Genomic DNA, 15,661 nt, shown 5'->3' on the forward strand with positions numbered 1-15,661 from the left:
GCGCGAGGCGCGACTCATCAGTTCGGATCATCGGTACGGGACCCGTGCGGCCCCGTGCCTGAACCTGAAAAGGCTCCTTCGTGGCGAACATCAAGTCCCAGATCAAGCGGAACAAGACCAACGAGAAGGCCCGGCTGCGCAACAAGGCCGTCAAGTCCTCCCTGAAGACCGCGATCCGCAAGGCTCGCGAGGCCGCTGCCGCGGGTGACACCGAGAAGGCCACCGAGCTGCAGCGCGCTGCCGCGCGTGCGCTCGACAAGGCCGTCTCGAAGGGTGTCATCCACAAGAACCAGGCCGCCAACAAGAAGTCGGCGCTTGCTTCCAAGGTCACGTCCCTCTAGGGCTGAACCCCCTTTGATCTGATCGCCGGAGGGACCCAGAGCGGGCCCTCTCTCATCCGCTCCCGTCCGGCACAACGAGCCTGTTCGCGGCCTGCGTTCGCCACGCGGGAACGGGCTCAACGGTTTCATCCGACGGCCCCGGCGCCCCGTTCTTCCCCAAGACGGATGCCGGGGCCTTCGGCATGCCGTACTTGCCCGGCAGCGCGGACTCGTCTCGGCGGCACTGCGGGCCTGCCTTCGCGGCACCGGGGGCCTGGCTACCCGGGCCGCGGACCTACCTCCGCGGCATCGCGGACCCGGCCACCCCGGCACCCGGCAGCGCGGGGCCCCGGATCGCGGGCGCGTCTCCGGGGGATCATGGGCCTACCTTCGCGGCATCACGGGCCTGCTTCCCCGGACCACGGGCCTGCCTTCGCGGCATCGCGGGGCTATCTCTGCGGCACCGTGGGCGCACCTCCTGGCACCGAGGATCCGTCACCTCGGCAGCGGGGGCCCCGGATCGCGGGCCTGCCTTCGCGGCACCGTGGACTCGGCCACCCCGGCACCCGGCAGCGCGGCCCCGGATCACGGGCGCGTCTCCGGGGGATCGCAGGCCGGTCAGGCGCGTCTCCGGGGGATCGTGGGACGGTCAGCCGCGGCCTCGGGACCTTGCGGCCCGGGCGATCACCACGACCGCCTTCTCCAGCGCGTACTCGGGGTCGTCGCCGCCGCCCTTCACGCCCGCGTCCGCCTCCGCGACCGCCCGGAGCGCCACCGAGACCCCGTCCGGCGTCCAGCCCCGCATCTGCTGGCGCACCCGGTCGATCTTCCACGGCGGCATGCCCAGCTCACGCGCCAGATCGGCCGGCCGGCCGCCCCGGGCCGAGGACAGCTTGCCGATCGCCCGCACGCCCTGCGCCAGCGCGCTGGTGATCAGCACCGGCGCCACGCCCGTCGCCAGCGACCATCTCAGCGCCTCCAGCGCCTCCGCCGTACGCCCCTCCACGGCCCGGTCGGCGACCGTGAAGCTGGACGCCTCGGCGCGCCCCGTGTAGTACCGCCCGACGACGGCCTCGTCGATCGTGCCTTCCACGTCGGCGACCAACTGCGACACCGCCGAGGCCAGCTCCCGCAGATCGCTCCCGATGGCGTCGCAGAGCGCCTGGCACGCCTCGGGCGCGGCCGACCGTCCGAGGGTGCGGAACTCGCCGCGCACGAAGGCCAGCCGGTCCGCCGGCTTGGTCATCTTCGGGCAGGCCACCTCCCGGGCGCCCGCTTTGCGCGCGGCGTCCAGCAGTCCCTTGCCCTTGGCGCCGCCGGCGTGCAGCAGCACGAGCGTGATCTCCTCGGCGGGCGAGCCGAGGTACGCCTTCACGTCCTTGACCGTGTCGGCGGACAGGTCCTGCGCGTTGCGCACGACCACGACCTTGCGCTCCGCGAAGAGCGAGGGGCTGGTCAGCTCGGCGAGCGTGCCGGGCTGGAGCTGGTCCGGGGTGAGGTCACGCACGTCCGTGTCGGCGTCGGCGGCCTTGGCTGCGGCCACCACCTCCCGCACGGCACGGTCGAGCAGGAGGTCCTCCTGGCCCACGGCGAGGGTCACCGGGGCGAGAGGGTCGTCGTTCGCACTTTTCCTGGCCATCGCCTAAAGCATCCCACGCGGCACTGACAGCGGCCGGGGCCCATGCGTCCGTCCGGCGCCGGTTCAGGGGCCCGTGTGTCCGGTGCCGGTTCAGGGCTCCTCGCGCCAGCCGTCCCACTCGCCCGCGAACGCGTCCAGCTCGGCCGGGTCCAGCCGTTCGCGCTCGTCGCGCAGGACCACGAGCCACTGGGCGTCCTCGGCGTCGTCCTCGCCGGCCAGCGCGTCCCGGACCAGCCGGGGCTCCTCGTCGATCCCGAACCGCTGCCCGAGCGCCTCGGCCGCCTCCTCCGCGGCGTCGCGGTCGGGCAGCACCAGCACGTGTCTCACATCGCTCACCGCCCCATTCTCCGGTACGGCTGCGAGCCGGCCGGCCCGGGGCAGGACGGGTGTGCCGGGTTCCGCGGGGGTCAGTTCTTCGGCACGATCTGGACGTCCAGGTCGACACGGATGCTCGGTCCGACCACCGCGATGCCCCGGGCCAGCATCGACTGCCAGCTCACCGTGAAGTCGTCGCGGTGCAGCTCGGTGGTGGCCCGGCAGGCGGCCCGCGTCTCGCCCTCCATGCCGTTGCCGAGTCCGAGGTACTCGGTGTCGAGCGTGACCGTGCGGGTCACGCCGTGCAGCGACAGCGCCCCGGTGACCGCCCACCGGCTGCCGCCCCTGTGCACGAACCGGTCGCTGTAGAACTCCAGCGTCGGGAACCGCCCCACGTCCAGGAAGTCCGCCGACCGCAGGTGGTCGTCGCGCATCCGGACCCTCGTGTCGATGGACGCCGCGTCGATCACGACGTGCATCGCCGACTGTTCCATCCGCTCGGCGATCCGCACGACCCCGGCGAAGGAGTTGAACCGCCCGTGGACCAGGGCGAGTCCGATGTGCCGCGCGGTGAAGGCGATCGAGGAGTGCGCGGGCTCCACGTCCCAGTCGCCCGGCGCGGGCGGGGCCGGCGGCTGGGCCACCTGAAGGATCACATCGCCCAGCGAGGCGAGGGAGTTCTCACCGACCAGCGCGGTGGCCCGGTACGGCGCGTATCCCTCCGCCCCCACCGCGATCCGGTACTCCCCCGCCGGCAGCGTGGCCACGAACAGCCCGTACGGGTCCGTCCCGCCGGACACCACCCGGCGCCCCAGGGAGTCACTGACCGTCAGCTCCGCGCCGTGCACCGGCTCGTCGACCGGGTCGACCACCCGGCAGCTGAGCACCCCGGCGCCCGGCGGTGTGCGCAACGCCGCCAGGGGGCCCGTCCGTTGCCCGCGGTTCGTCCGGTCACCCAGCCAACGGCCGAACATCAACGACACCCCTGTACGCCTCGACGTGATCCCTTGCCGAAGATCCATTCGATCACCGATGCGGCTTTCGAGGCAACACGGTCCCACATCTCAGGAATGCGGAGCATGCGCGGGAGTGGGCCGAATTGGCCGCGCCGGCCCGGTTTCCGCGCCGCCGGCACCCGGCGGGCGGCGACGGTGGGCTCAGTGCTCGCTCGTCACCCGTATCCGCCCCTGCCGCCCGCCGGTCCCGGTGATCGCCAGCGCGCCGTCCTTGTCGGTGCGCAGGACCGTCGCCCCGGCGGTCCGCAGCGCGGCCAGCGTCACCGGTGCCGGATGGCCGTAGGGATTGCCGACGCCCGCGGAGACGAGGGCCACCCGGGGCGCCGCGCGCCGCAGCAGCCGCGGGTCCTGGTAGGCCGAGCCGTGGTGGGCCACCTTCAGGACGTCGACCCCGGCCAGGCCGGCCGCCGCCGGGGACCGCAGCAACGCCTGCTGGGCCGGTGGTTCGAGGTCTCCGAGCAGCAGCAGCCGCAGCCCGCCCGTGCGGACGAGCAGCGCGACACTGGCGTCGTTCGGCCCCTCCGGCGCGAAGAGGACGCCCCCCGGCTGAACCGGCTGCACCTGCGGTCCGGTTGCCGTTCCCGTCCAGTCGGGCGCTGCCGTCCCGGCGGGCGCTGCCGTCCCTAGGGCCGCTCCCGTCCCGGTGTGCGTTCCCGTCCCGGCGGGGGTGCGCGGTCCGGTGTTGGTGTGCGGCGGTGGTGGCCACACGACCCGCCAGGTGAGCGGTCCGGTGCGCCGTTCCTCTCCCGCGACGGCCGTCGTCACCGGGATGTGCCGCTCGGCCGCCTGCCGGTGGACGAACTCCGCCTGGTCCGCCGGTTCCGCCAGCCCCGTGGTCTCGATCGCGGCCACCGAGCGGCCCCGCAGGACGCCGGGCAGTCCCGCGACGTGGTCGGCGTGGAAGTGGGTGAGGAGCAGCAGGGGAACGCGGGTGACACCGAGCCGCCGCAGGCAGTCGTCGACCAGTTCCGGGTCGGGTCCGGCGTCCACGACCACCGCGGCTCCCCCGCCCGCCGCCAGCACCGTCGCGTCGCCCTGCCCGACGTCGCACATCACGAACCGCCAGCCCGGCGGCGGCCAGCCGGTGATCACCCGGGTCAGCGGGGCCGGCCGCGTCACGAGGAGCACGAGCAGCACGCCGAGCGGCACGCACCACCCGGGGTGCCGTACCAGTCTCCGCCCGGCCAGGACCACGGCCACGGTGACCGCCGCGAGCGCCAGGGCCCCCGGCCAGCTCCCCGGCCAGTCCACGCCCGCGCCGGGCAGCGCCGCCCCGGTCCGGGCGACCCCGGCGATCCACCCGGCCGGCCACCTCGCGCACCGGGCCAGCGCCTCGGCCGCCGGCATCGCCACCGGCGCCGTCGCGAGCGCCGCGAACCCCAGCACGGTGGCCGGTGCCACCGCCACCTCGGCCAGCAGATTGCAGGGCACCCCCACCAGGCTCACCCGGGCCGACAGCACCGCCACCACCGGCGCGCACACGGCCTGCGCCGCGGCAGCCGCCGCCAGCGCCTCGGCCAGCCGCGGCGGCACCCGGCGCCGCCGCAACGCCTCGCTCCAGCCCGGCGCCAGCACCAGCAGCGCGCCGGTGGCCAGCACCGACAGCAGGAAGCCGTAACCGCGGGCCAGCCACGGGTCGTACAGCACCAGCAGCAGCACGGCCGTGGCCAGCGCCGGGAGCAGCGATCTGCGGCGCCCGGTGGCGAGCGCGAGCAGCGCGACCGCGCCGCAGGCCGCGGCCCGCAGCACGCTGGGGTCGGGCCGGCAGACGACCACGAAGCCCAGCGTCAGCGCTCCCGCGAGCAAGGCCGTCGCCCGCAGTGACAGCCCCAGACGCGGGGCGAGGCCACGGCGCTCCGCGCGCTGGGCCAGCCCCGGCGGTCCGATGAGCAGCACGAGCAGGACGGTGAGGTTGCTGCCGGAGACGGCGAGGGTGTGCGCCAGGTCCGTCTCCTCGAAGGCGTGCTCCAGCTCGGGTGTGATCCGCGAGGTGTCCCCGACGACCAGTCCGGGAAGCAGCGCCCGCGCGTCTCCCGGCAGGTCCTCGGTCGCCTCCCGCAGACCGGCCCGGAGTCTCCCGGCGAACCGTTGCGGCCCGCTCGGCCCCGCCACGATCCGGGGCCCGGGCCGGCCGCGCACCCGCAGCACGGCCGCTGTCCGGTCGCCGCCCGCGAGCGCGGGTGCCAGCCGTCCGCCCACCTGGAGCCGGGTGGACGGCAGCAGCCCGAGCCAGGCGGCGCGCGCACCCGGCCCGTGCCCTCCGGCGCCGGCCGGCGGGCCGGGGTTCCGGTCGCCCGCGGCGCTTCCTTCCGGTGCCGGGACGTCCGCGTCGACGACGAGCAGCACCGGTGTCCGGGTCCGCGCCCGGCTCCCGTCAGCCGTCTCCACGCTCCGTAGGTCGGCCCGTGCCAGCACCGCCACGGACGCCGTGTGATCGCCGCGCACCCGTGGTCCGCTCAGCCAGGGGTCGCCGGTCAGTTCGGCCTCGGCGGTGACGTTCGCGGACCGCCGGGCCAGTTCGGGCACCGGGCCGCGCCGCACGTCGGCCCCGTGCAGTCCGGCGGAGACGGCCGCCGCGGCGGAGCAGAGCAGCGCCGCGGCGACGGCGGTCCGCGCCCAGCGCAGCCGCCCGGGCGTCCGGCCGGGCCGTTCCCGCGCCCGGAACCGTCCCGGTCGCCGCACCGACAGCAGGAGGACGCCACCGGTCAGGCAGACGACGGCGGTCGCGGTGGTCCAGGCCGGCGGCGCGTCCACGGTCAGGGCCGCCGTGCCCCAGGCCGCGAGCGCGGGCGGCACCAGGCGCAGGTCCAGGGGATCGTTCCGGCCGGTGTGCACGGGCCCCTGCCGCTCGGGCTCGGCACGCGGGCCGGCCACGGTGAGCGCGCGGTTCACGGCCGCACCAGGTCGCGCAGATCGGTGAACCGGCGGTCGCCGATGCCGTCTACCTCGCGCAGTTCGTCCACGGAGCGGAAACCGCCGTGCCGGGTGCGGTAGTCGATGATGTGCTGGGCCAGCACCGGGCCGACCCCGGGCAGGGTGTCGAGCTGGTCCGCGGTGGCGGTGCCGAGGGAGACCGGCGCCGCCGGACCCGCACCGGTGGCTCCGGGGAGGGAGCCGGCCGCCGGACCGGGCGCGGCGCCTGCGGGCGAGCCGACGACGACCTGTTCGCCGTCGACCAGGAAACGGGCCCGGTTCAGCCCTGCCACGCTCACACCCGGCCGGACCCCGCCCGCGGCGCGCAACGCGTCGGCCACCCGGGCGCCGGCCGGCAGCCGCAGGATTCCCGGTTTGCGGACCTTGCCGCCGACGTCCACGACGATCTGCGCGCCGGGTGTCGCCGACGTCTCCCCGGACGGTCCGGCCGCCGCCTCCTCGCCCTTCGTCGTCAAGGGCGCCGGGCTGCGCACCACCTGAGGGGCGCTCACGGACCGGGTCCGGCCCGTCCAGAAGTGCTGCGCGGCGAGAACGGCCGCGGCCACGAGCACCACGGTGAGCGCCACGACGGCCCGCCGCTCCACGCCGTACCGTGCCTGGAGCCAGAGCGGCAACCGCTCCCGCACCGCCAGTCCGGCACGCTCCCGCCAGCCGGAAGCGACGGACGCCTCGGGCTCCCCGGACTTCCCGGGCCTCCCCGGCTCCCCCGATCCTCCCCACCCGTCAGGTCCGTCAGCTCCGTCAGACTCGTCGGGCCGTGCGGACCCCTCGCGCCGCTCCGACCCCACCCTCGCGGCGAATCCGGTACCCCCCTCCGTCCCCACCCCAGAGGCCCCAGACGCCCCAGACCCAGCGGACGCCCCGGACGCCCCAGACCGAGCAGGCGGCGCAGAGCCCGCAAAGCCGTCAGATCCCGCGGAGACCTCCGCCTCCGGCAGACCCGCGAGCCCTCCCCGCCCCGGTGGCGCCTTGCCCGACTCCCGCCAGGGCGCGGCCCGTTCGCCGAAGAGGAGTTCCGCCCGGCGGCGCAGTTCGTCCGCCGGGGCGGGCGGGCGGTGGCGGGTGCGGGGAGGTCCGGGGGCGCGGTGGTGGCGGACGCGGCCGTCGGAGCCGGGGCCACGGCCCGGGCCGCTGGTCGGGGTCGCGGTGCGGGAACGGGATCGAAGTGCCATGGGACGAGCATGGACGACCGCGCCGCCCCACGGAGTTCGCGGTGAATTACCGTGTATAACCGCCCGGTTGTGGAAAACTCCGCCACCCGTACGAGTGAAGCGGACCGGCGCGCGGGCCTCCCGCAGGGAGCCCGGAACCGCGTCCGCCCGTCAGCGGGGCGAGACGACCGCGCCCAGCAGACCGGGCCCGGTGTGCGCCCCGATCACCGCTCCGACCTCGCTGACGTGCAGGTCGGCCAGGCCCGGGACGCGGGCGCGCAGCCGGTCGGCGAGCGCGGCGGCACGGTCGGCGGCGGCGAGGTGGTGCACGGCGATGTCCACCTCGGCGTTGCCCGCCCGTTCGGCGGCGAGTTCCTCCAGGCGCGCGATCGCCTTGGACGCCGTACGCACCTTTTCGAGCGGCCCGATACGGCCGTCTTCGAGCTGGAGGAGGGGTTTGACGGCGAGCGCGGAGCCCAGCAGTGCCTGCGCGGCGCCGATGCGGCCGCCGCGGCGCAGATAGTCGAGGGTGTCGACGTAGAAGTAGGCGCAGGTGCCCGAGGCGCGTTTCTCGGCGGCCGTGACGACCTGGTCCACCGTGTCGCCCGCCTCCGCGGCCTCGGCCGCCGCGAGCGCGCAGAAGCCGAGCGCCATCGCGACCATTCCGGTGTCCACGACCCGCACGGGCACCGGCGCCTCGCGCGCCGCGAGGACCGCCGCGTCGTAGGTGCCGGACAGTTCGGCGGACAGGTGCAGGGAGACGATGCCGTCCGCGCCGGCCGCGGCGATCCTGCGGTAGGTCTCCGCGAACACCTGGGGGCTGGGGCGGGAGGTGGTGACCGGGCGCCGCTTCTGCAGCGCCTGGGCGAGGGAGCGGGTGGAGATCTCGGTGCCCTCTTCCAGGGCCTGGTCGCCGAGGACCACGGTCAGCGGCACCGCGGTGATGCCATGACGCTCCATCGCCCGGGGCGGCAGATAGGCCGTTGAATCGGTGACGATCGCGACATGGGGGGACATGGGCTGGAGGTTACCTGGCGTAGTGCTCGCTCGGCAGCCCGGCCCCGGCCGGGTGGCCGTGGCGCGGACGGCTCATGTGGTGCTCTCGGGGCGGGGTTTCCGCTGCCAGGGGGCGGCCGGACGCCAGGCCGGCGCGGCGATCGCCTCCGGAGCGGACTCCTCGGCGGCGCGGGCTTCCGCCGTCCCCGGCCGGGGCGCTCCGGCGGGCTGGCCGGCGGCGGGGGCGTGCGCGCCGGGCCACTGCGGGGGCGCCTGGCCGGGCTCGGCCGGCGTCCAGTGGCGCAGGGCGCCGGCCTCGATGTCGATCTGGGCGCTGAGGGAGTCCAGATCGTCGTCGGAGAAGCGGCGGGCGCGGTCGCGCGCGGCCCACCGCAGCGAGTCCGCGGAGGCGGTGATCCGCTCGGTGCGCTCGCGCAGTCCGGGCAGGCGCGCGGCGAGCGTGGCCCGGTCCGGCTCGGTCTCCAGGCGCTTGAGGTCGGCGTCCAGGTCGCGCCCGTGCTCGCTGAGCCGCTCGAACAGGCCGAGGGACTCCTTCAGCGACTCGTCCGCGGCCGCGCCCGCGCGCAGCGCGTCCTGGGTGGCGCGCAGCGAGGTACGCAGCGCGAGCCGCAGCTGGGCGACCTCGCCGGCCGGTCCGGGCTGCACGAAGGACTTGGCGCGCAGGGTGTGGTCCTCGACCGTGCGGCGGGCCTGCGCGACGGTCCGGTCCACACCGCGCTTGGCGGCGCCCACGGCCTTGACCGTGGCGTAGGCGCCGAGGCCGACGAGGAGCAGGAAGAGCAGGGCGAACACGGTGAGCACTACTTCCATGGCGCTCCTCCTGCGGTCGGTGTGCTGTGCGCGGTCACGCTCTCCACGGTAAACGCAGCGGGCAGGCCCGGAGTTCCGCCGGAACCCCGAACCTGCCCGTAGGGGACCACCCCCAGCCGGTGCACAGCGCCCGGTTCCGCCGCCCGGGTACCGCCCGGGACGGCACCCGGTGGCTACGCCGGACCGGCGCCCGCGTGCCTACGCCGTGACGATGTTCACCAGCTTCGGCGCCCGCACGATCACCTTGCGGATGCCCGCGCCGCCCAGCGCCGCGACGACCTTCTCGTCGGCCAGCGCGGCCTTCTCCAGCTCCTCCTCGGAGATGGCCGGCGGGACCTCCAGCCGGGCCTTGACCTTGCCCTTGATCTGCACGACGCAGGTCACGGTCTCGTCGACGACGTAGGCCGGGTCGGCGACCGGGAAGTCCCGGTGGACGACCGAGTCGGTGTGGCCCAGCTTGCGCCACAGTTCCTCGGCGATGTGCGGGGCCAGCGGGGCGATCATCAGCACCAGCGGCTCGGCCACGGACCGCGGCACCGCGCCGCCGGACTTGGTCAGGTGGTTGTTCAGCTCGGTGACCTTGGCGATGGCGGTGTTGAAGCGCAGGCCCTCCAGGTCCTGGCGGACGCCGTCGATGGCCTTGTGCAGGGCGCGCAGGGTCTCCTCGTCGGGCTCGGCGCCGGTGACGGTGACCTCGCCGGTGGCCTCGTCGACGATGTTGCGCCACAGCCGCTGGAGCAGCCGGAACTGGCCGACCACCGCGCGCGTGTCCCACGGGCGGGAGACGTCCAGCGGGCCCATCGCCATCTCGTACAGGCGCAGCGTGTCGGCGCCGTACTCGGCGGCGATCTCGTCCGGAGTGACCGCGTTCTTCAGGGACTTGCCCATCTTGCCCAGCAGGCGGGTGACCTGCTCGCCCTGGTGGAAGTAGGCGCCGTCCCGCTCCTCGACCTCGGCGGCCGGCACCGCGATGCCCCGGCTGTCGCGGTAGACGTAGGCCTGGATCATGCCCTGGTTGAACAGCTTGTGGAACGGCTCCGCGGAGGAGACGTGTCCCAGGTCGTACAGGACCTTGGACCAGAAGCGCGCGTACAGCAGGTGCAGCACGGCGTGCTCGGCGCCGCCCACGTACAGGTCGACACCGCCGTGCGGCCGGTCCTCGCGCGGGCCCATCCAGTACCGCTCGATCTCCGGGTCGACCAGCGCGCGGTCGTTGTGCGGGTCCAGGTACCGGAACTCGTACCAGCAGGAGCCGGCCCAGTTGGGCATGGTGTTGGTCTCGCGGCGGTACTTCCTGGGGCCGTCGCCCAGGTCCAGGGTGACGTGGACCCAGTCCTCGTTGCGCGACAGCGGCGTCTCGGGCTGGGTGTCGGCGTCGTCCGGGTCGAAGGTGCGCGGGCTGTAGTCCTCGACCTCGGGCAGCTCCAGCGGCAGCATCGACTCGGGCAGGGCGTGGGCGACGCCGTCCTCGTCGTAGACGATCGGGAAGGGCTCGCCCCAGTAGCGCTGGCGGCTGAACAGCCAGTCGCGCAGCCGGAAGTTGACCGTGCCCTCGCCGATGCCCTCGCGCGCCAGCCACTCGGTGATGCGGGCCTTGGCCTCGGCCACGCCCAGGCCGTTCAGCCTGAGGTCGTCGCGGTCGGAGTTGACGATCTTCGCGTCGTAGGAGACGAAGGCGTCGTCCCAGACGGCGGGGTCGGTGCCGCGGCCGTCGGTCGGCTCGACCACACAGCGGACGGGCAGCTCGAAGGCGCGCGCGAAGGCGAAGTCGCGGCTGTCGTGACCGGGGACGGCCATGATCGCGCCGGTGCCGTAGCCCATCAGGACGTAGTCGGCGATGAAGACCGGGATGCGCTCGCCGGTGACCGGGTTGGTGGCGAACACGCCGGTGAAGACGCCGGTCTTGTCCTTGGCCTCGGCCTGCCGCTCGACGTCGGACTTCGAGGCGGCCTGCGCGCGGTAGGCGGCGACGGCCTCGGCCGGGGTGGCGTGGCCGCCGGTCCACACCGCGTGGGTGCCCTCGGGCCAAGCCTCGGGGGTGAACTTCTCGACCAGCGGGTGCTCGGGCGCCAGCACCATGTAGGTGGCGCCGAACAGGGTGTCCGGGCGGGTGGTGAAGACCGTGATGCGCTCGCCGTCGACCGGGAAGTCGACGCGGGCGCCCTCGCTGCGGCCGATCCAGTTGCGCTGCTGGAGCTTGATGGCCTCGGGCCAGTCCAGCTCCTCCAGGTCCTCCAGCAGCCGGTCGGCGTAGGCGGTGATGCGCATGTTCCACTGGCGCAGCTTGGCCTTGAAGACCGGGTAGTTGCCGCGCTCGGAGCGGCCGTCGGCGGTGACCTCCTCGTTGGCCAGCACGGTGCCCAGGCCGGGACACCAGTTGACGGGCGCCTCGGAGGCGTAGGCCAAGCGGTACTCGCCCAGGACGTCGGCGCGCTCGCGGGCGCTCAGCTCGCTCCACGCGCGCGTGGTGCCCGGAACCGGCAGCTCACCGGACTCGAACCGGGCGACCAGCTCGGCGATCGGGCGGGCCTTGCGCGCCTCCTCGTCGTACCAGGAGTTGAAGATCTGCAGGAAGATCCACTGGGTCCACTTGTAGTACTCCGGGTCGATCGTGGCGAACGACCGGCGCTTGTCGTGGCCCAGGCCCAGCCGGCGCAGCTGGGACTTCATGTTCTCGATGTTGGCCTCGGTGGACACGCGCGGGTGCGTGCCGGTCTGCACGGCGTACTGCTCGGCGGGCAGGCCGAAGGCGTCGAAGCCCAGGGTGTGCAGGACGTTGTGGCCGGTCATGCGCTGGAACCGGGCGTAGACGTCGGTGGCGATGTAGCCGAGCGGGTGGCCGACGTGCAGGCCGGCGCCGGAGGGGTACGGGAACATGTCCATGATGAACTTCTTGGGCCGGGCGGCCAGCTCCGGGTCGCCCGCCAGGTCGCCCGTGGGGTTCGGCGCCGCGTAGGTGCCGTCGGCGTCCCAGAAGTCCTGCCAGCGTGCCTCGATCTCGGCCGCCAGGGCGGCCGTGTAGCGGTGCGGCGCGGCCTCCGCCGACGCGGCGGTGGCAGCGGGGTTCGTCTCGCTCATGATCCTCAAAGCTCCATCGATCGTCTCTGCCTGCGGAAATGAAAAAACCCCTCGCACAGGAGGGGACGCCGCGCCGATGCCGACCTCACGGCTGGACCGGGGTCGGTACTGATCAGCGCGGCCCGCTAAGCAGAAGGCGTACGGCACGCATGGCGCTAGGGTACCGCAGCCCTTGAGCAGGTCGCGAGGCGCTTGCGTATCCCTGAGGGACATGTCACGAAGCCCGTCCGGCACTGAACGGAAGCCCGTCCGGCACTGAACAAAGGCCAGCGATTACCGCGCGTACCGCCCCCTAAGGGACACCGTCCTTCTCACATTGTCCGTTGATAACAACGCAATAACCCAAACCCCGTACCGATCGGTATGGCGCCACTTAGAGTGCGGCAGCGGGACCGCTTTCCCGGAACTGCTCGGAGTTGCCCCCATGAACCCTCGTCGTAGTACCAGCTCGCTCCCCGCGCCGGGCCGCTCGGCCTATGGGGTGGCGTCCGCCGTCTTCCTGCTGCTCCTCCCCGTGGCCGTGCCGGCCGGAGGCAGCGGGTTCCGCGACTTCCTGAACTTCGGCGCGGGCGTGCTGTCCCTCGTCTCGCTGAGCTGCTCGGTGATCTGGGGTCTGTTCGCCCAGGACCGGATCTTCCTCGACACCCGGCAGCGGATCATCGGCCAGGCGGTGCACCGGACGACCGCGGTGGCCTCGATCGCCTTCCTCCTGCTGCACGTCACGACCAAGATCGCGCTCGGCCACACCGGGCTGATCGCCGCGGCCGTCCCGTTCTCGCTCGGCGTCACGGGCATCGCCGGCCTGATCGGGCTGGGTTCGCTCGCCGGCCTGCTGATGATCTTCGTGGGTGTCACGGGCGCCCTGCGCGGCGCCTTCGCCGGCCCGGCCCCGGTCGCCGCGCGCTGGCGGGCCATGCACATGCTGGCCTATCCGGCCTGGTGCGCGGCGCTGGTCCACGGTCTCTACGCGGGCCGCTCGGCCAAACCGGTCTTCGTGATCCTCTACAGCCTGTCCCTACTCGCTGTGATGGGCGCCCTCGCGCTGCGCGCCGCGCCGCGCCCGGTCAAGCGCGGGGTCGCCGACCGGCTGGCGGCCCTGTTCGGCGGCCCCGGGCGGCCCGTGGGCGGCAGGCCGGCCGGGCGCCGCGCCCGGGCGGCCGGCCCGGCCCGCTCCGGCTTCGGGGGCCGCCGCGAGCCGGTGCCCGCCGGCCCGGCGTCCGTGCCGTTCCCCCAGGCCCCGGCCGACGGGCCCGCCCCCGGCTTCGCCGCGGCCTACCGCGCGGTGCCGGCACCGGGCGGTCCGCCGCCGCCCTACGCCGGCCGGACGGCGCGCAGGGACCCGTCGCCGGATGTGTGGCCGACGGGGGCCGTCTCGCGGCCGGACGGCCCGTCCCCCACTTCGGGCACTCCGGGCAGCTGGCCGGTCCCGTCCCCGCCGCCGGTCGGCGAGGCCCCGCCGTCCGCCTACGACCCGCTCCGGGACACCGGACCCACCGTCCCCGCCTACGGCGATCCGGGCGCCGCCGGATACGGCGGAGGTGACGTGTACGACACCGGTGAGACGAACGGCCGCCGCGGCGCGTACCACCCTGGTGACACGTTCGCCGGCGGTCCCGCCGCCGAGACGCCGCCCGGCTTCCCCTACCGGACGCCGGGCGCGGGCGAACCATGGAACACGCCTTCCGGAGGCTTTGAGTGAACGAGGCCCTGCCCGACGTCCCCGAGGTCCGCGTGGTCGGACTTCCCCAGCTCACGTCGGGTTTCGACCTTGTGGAGCGGCTCGACCTGCCCATGCACCTGAAGGTGCACGGGCCGCTCGACCCGCTGGGCGGCGAACAGCTCGCCCAGCTCGCCGAACGCATCGGCCTCAGGGGCCGCGGCGGCGCCGGCTTCCCTTTCCACAAGAAGCTGCGCTCGGTCGCCGAGTCGGCGATCAAGCGCGGGGTGCGGCCGGTCGTCGTGGTCAACGGCAGCGAGGACGAACCGGCCTGCCGCAAGGACACCGTGCTGATCAACCGCGCCCCGCACCTCATCCTGGACGGCGCGCTGCTGTGCGCCGAGGCGCTCGGCGCGCGCACGCTCGTCATCGGTGTCACCCGGGAGTCCACGCAGCGCTCCATGGAGGCCGCGCTCGCCGAACGCGGCCTGGGTAACAGCCGCAGGGCGGCCCTTCGCGCGTGGGTGCAGCGCAACCCGGTGCGCATGGTCACCGGTGCCGCCGCCTCGCTGATCCGCTCGATCGACGGCGGCCCGGCGATCCCGCCCGGCCGCAAGGTCAGCGCCTCGCGCAGCGGGGTCGGCGGGGCACCCACCCTGCTGTCGAACGCGGAGACGTTCGCGCAGCTCGCCGTCGCCGCCCGCATCGGCCCGGAGCGCTACGGCAACACGGGCCTGTACGACGAACCGGGCACCGTGCTGCTCACCGTGTCCGGCGCGGTCGCCCGCCCGATGGTGATCGAGGTCCCCACCGGGGTGCCGCTGCGCTACGTGCTCCAGCTGGCGGGCGCCCCGCCGGTGCCACAGGGGGTGCTGACCGGCGGCTACCACGGCAAGTGGATCGACGCGGCCACCGTCGACGAGGCGATCGTCTCGCGCAACGCGCTGGAGGCCGTGGGGGGTTCGCTGGGCGCGGGCGCGATCCTGCCGATCAGCCAGGAGACCTGTCCGCTGGGCGAGTCGCTGCGGGTGGCGCAGTGGCTGGCCGAGGAGAGCGCCGGCCAGTGCGGGCCCTGCTACCTGGGACTGCCCGCCGCCGCGCGCGGGTTGGAGGAGATCCTGAACGGCGGCGGCCCGGCCGCCCTGGAGGCGCTGAAGCAGGTCGCGAGGAACGTGAAGCGGCGCGGCGCGTGTTCGCACCCGGACGGTTCGGCGATGTTCCTGGAGTCGACCGTCCGGGCGTTCACCGACGACCTGGCGGCGCACGTCCTCGGCAACGGCTGCGGACGGCCCGTGGAGGGCGTGCTGCCGCTCTTCGAGGGCGGCAGGGCCCCGACGGGCGGCGCGGAGCCCGCGGACACCGGCGCCAGCCGGCAGAAGATCCACGTCGACTGGACGCTCTGCCGGGGGCACGGGCTGTGCGCGGACATCCTGCCGGAGGTGTTCGAGCTGGGCGCCGACGGCTTCCCGACCGTCGCCCAGGCGCAGGTGCCGCGCTACGCGGAGGCGAAGGCGCTGCGCGCGGTGCGCCGCTGCCCGGCGCTCGCCCTGCGCATCGAGGAGGACACGCGCGGGCAGGCGCCGGCGCGCAATCTCCCGGTCCTGTCCCCGGGGCGCGGCCGGCGCGCGCTGGGCCGCTGAGCGCACGGGCGGGGCGGGCCACCCGGACCGGGTGGCCCGCCCCGGCAATTCCCTGTGACGCATCTCGCAACACGCCGAAGGCGG

11 protein-coding genes are annotated in these 15,661 nt (G+C 74.6%); 3 read left to right on the plus strand and 8 right to left on the minus strand.

The window, feature by feature from the left end; genetic code table 11:
* Positions 1 to 80: 80 nt before the first annotated feature.
* A complete protein-coding gene (rpsT, locus tag ACH4OA_RS03965; RefSeq protein WP_365875152.1) occupies positions 81 to 341 on the plus strand; it encodes a 30S ribosomal protein S20 in 261 nt (86 codons plus the stop codon).
* A 628-nt stretch (positions 342 to 969) separates the two neighbouring features.
* On the opposite strand, the gene holA is transcribed toward rpsT, so the two are convergent.
* From holA to leuS, 8 genes are all read right to left on the minus strand, one after another.
* Positions 970 to 1,959 carry a DNA polymerase III subunit delta gene (holA, locus tag ACH4OA_RS03970; RefSeq protein WP_365875151.1) on the minus strand — a complete coding sequence of 330 codons (990 nt, stop codon included), beginning with the start codon at positions 1,957 to 1,959 and terminating at the stop codon, positions 970 to 972.
* A 90-nt stretch (positions 1,960 to 2,049) separates the two neighbouring features.
* Complete coding sequence (locus tag ACH4OA_RS03975) at positions 2,050 to 2,295, minus strand: hypothetical protein (protein ID WP_365875149.1); 246 nt, start codon at positions 2,293 to 2,295, stop codon at positions 2,050 to 2,052.
* A 71-nt stretch (positions 2,296 to 2,366) separates the two neighbouring features.
* Positions 2,367 to 3,248 carry a YceI family protein gene (locus tag ACH4OA_RS03980; RefSeq protein ID WP_397942857.1) on the minus strand — a complete coding sequence of 294 codons (882 nt, stop codon included), beginning with the start codon at positions 3,246 to 3,248 and terminating at the stop codon, positions 2,367 to 2,369.
* 183 nt (positions 3,249 to 3,431) lie between these two features.
* Positions 3,432 to 6,182, minus strand: coding sequence for a ComEC/Rec2 family competence protein (locus ACH4OA_RS03985; RefSeq protein WP_397967512.1), 2,751 nt, complete (start codon positions 6,180 to 6,182; stop codon positions 3,432 to 3,434).
* The gene (locus ACH4OA_RS03990) at positions 6,179 to 7,396 is read right to left on the minus strand and encodes a helix-hairpin-helix domain-containing protein (protein ID WP_397967515.1); all 1,218 of its coding nucleotides are present in this window, start codon (positions 7,394 to 7,396) and stop codon (positions 6,179 to 6,181) included. The genes ACH4OA_RS03985 and ACH4OA_RS03990 overlap by 4 nt, the downstream gene beginning before the upstream one ends.
* A gap of 150 nt (positions 7,397 to 7,546) precedes the next feature.
* Positions 7,547 to 8,392, minus strand: coding sequence for a DegV family protein (locus tag ACH4OA_RS03995; RefSeq protein ID WP_365875143.1), 846 nt, complete (start codon positions 8,390 to 8,392; stop codon positions 7,547 to 7,549).
* Between the two features lie 72 nt (positions 8,393 to 8,464).
* Positions 8,465 to 9,202 carry a hypothetical protein gene (locus ACH4OA_RS04000; RefSeq protein ID WP_397942851.1) on the minus strand — a complete coding sequence of 246 codons (738 nt, stop codon included), beginning with the start codon at positions 9,200 to 9,202 and terminating at the stop codon, positions 8,465 to 8,467.
* Positions 9,203 to 9,400: 198 nt separating this feature from the next.
* The gene (gene leuS, locus ACH4OA_RS04005) at positions 9,401 to 12,280 is read right to left on the minus strand and encodes a leucine--tRNA ligase (RefSeq protein WP_397967517.1); all 2,880 of its coding nucleotides are present in this window, start codon (positions 12,278 to 12,280) and stop codon (positions 9,401 to 9,403) included.
* A 424-nt stretch (positions 12,281 to 12,704) separates the two neighbouring features.
* On the opposite strand from leuS, the gene ACH4OA_RS04010 reads away from it, so the two are divergent.
* Entirely contained in the window at positions 12,705 to 13,979 is a 1,275-nt protein-coding gene (locus ACH4OA_RS04010) for a cytochrome b/b6 domain-containing protein (protein ID WP_397967519.1), read from the plus strand.
* Complete coding sequence (locus ACH4OA_RS04015) at positions 13,976 to 15,577, plus strand: NADH-ubiquinone oxidoreductase-F iron-sulfur binding region domain-containing protein (RefSeq protein WP_397942846.1); 1,602 nt, start codon at positions 13,976 to 13,978, stop codon at positions 15,575 to 15,577. The genes ACH4OA_RS04010 and ACH4OA_RS04015 overlap by 4 nt, the downstream gene beginning before the upstream one ends.
* The last annotated feature ends 84 nt before the right edge of the window (positions 15,578 to 15,661 follow it).

Source organism: Streptomyces sp. NPDC017095, from assembly GCF_044332325.1.
GTDB lineage: Bacteria > Actinomycetota > Actinomycetes > Streptomycetales > Streptomycetaceae > Streptomyces.

Excerpts from the sequence above, each read along its gene's own strand:
- holA (WP_365875151.1), bottom strand. The coding sequence starts at position 1,959 with ATGGCCAGGAAAAGTGCGAACGACGACCCTCTCGCCCCGGTGACCCTC.
- leuS (WP_397967517.1), bottom strand. The coding sequence starts at position 12,280 with ATGAGCGAGACGAACCCCGCTGCCACCGCCGCGTCGGCGGAGGCCGCG.
- ACH4OA_RS03990 (WP_397967515.1), bottom strand. The coding sequence starts at position 7,396 with ATGGCACTTCGATCCCGTTCCCGCACCGCGACCCCGACCAGCGGCCCG.
- ACH4OA_RS03995 (WP_365875143.1), bottom strand. The coding sequence starts at position 8,392 with ATGTCCCCCCATGTCGCGATCGTCACCGATTCAACGGCCTATCTGCCG.
- ACH4OA_RS03980 (WP_397942857.1), bottom strand. The coding sequence starts at position 3,248 with ATGTTCGGCCGTTGGCTGGGTGACCGGACGAACCGCGGGCAACGGACG.
- ACH4OA_RS04010 (WP_397967519.1), top strand. The coding sequence starts at position 12,705 with ATGAACCCTCGTCGTAGTACCAGCTCGCTCCCCGCGCCGGGCCGCTCG.
- ACH4OA_RS04000 (WP_397942851.1), bottom strand. The coding sequence starts at position 9,202 with ATGGAAGTAGTGCTCACCGTGTTCGCCCTGCTCTTCCTGCTCCTCGTC.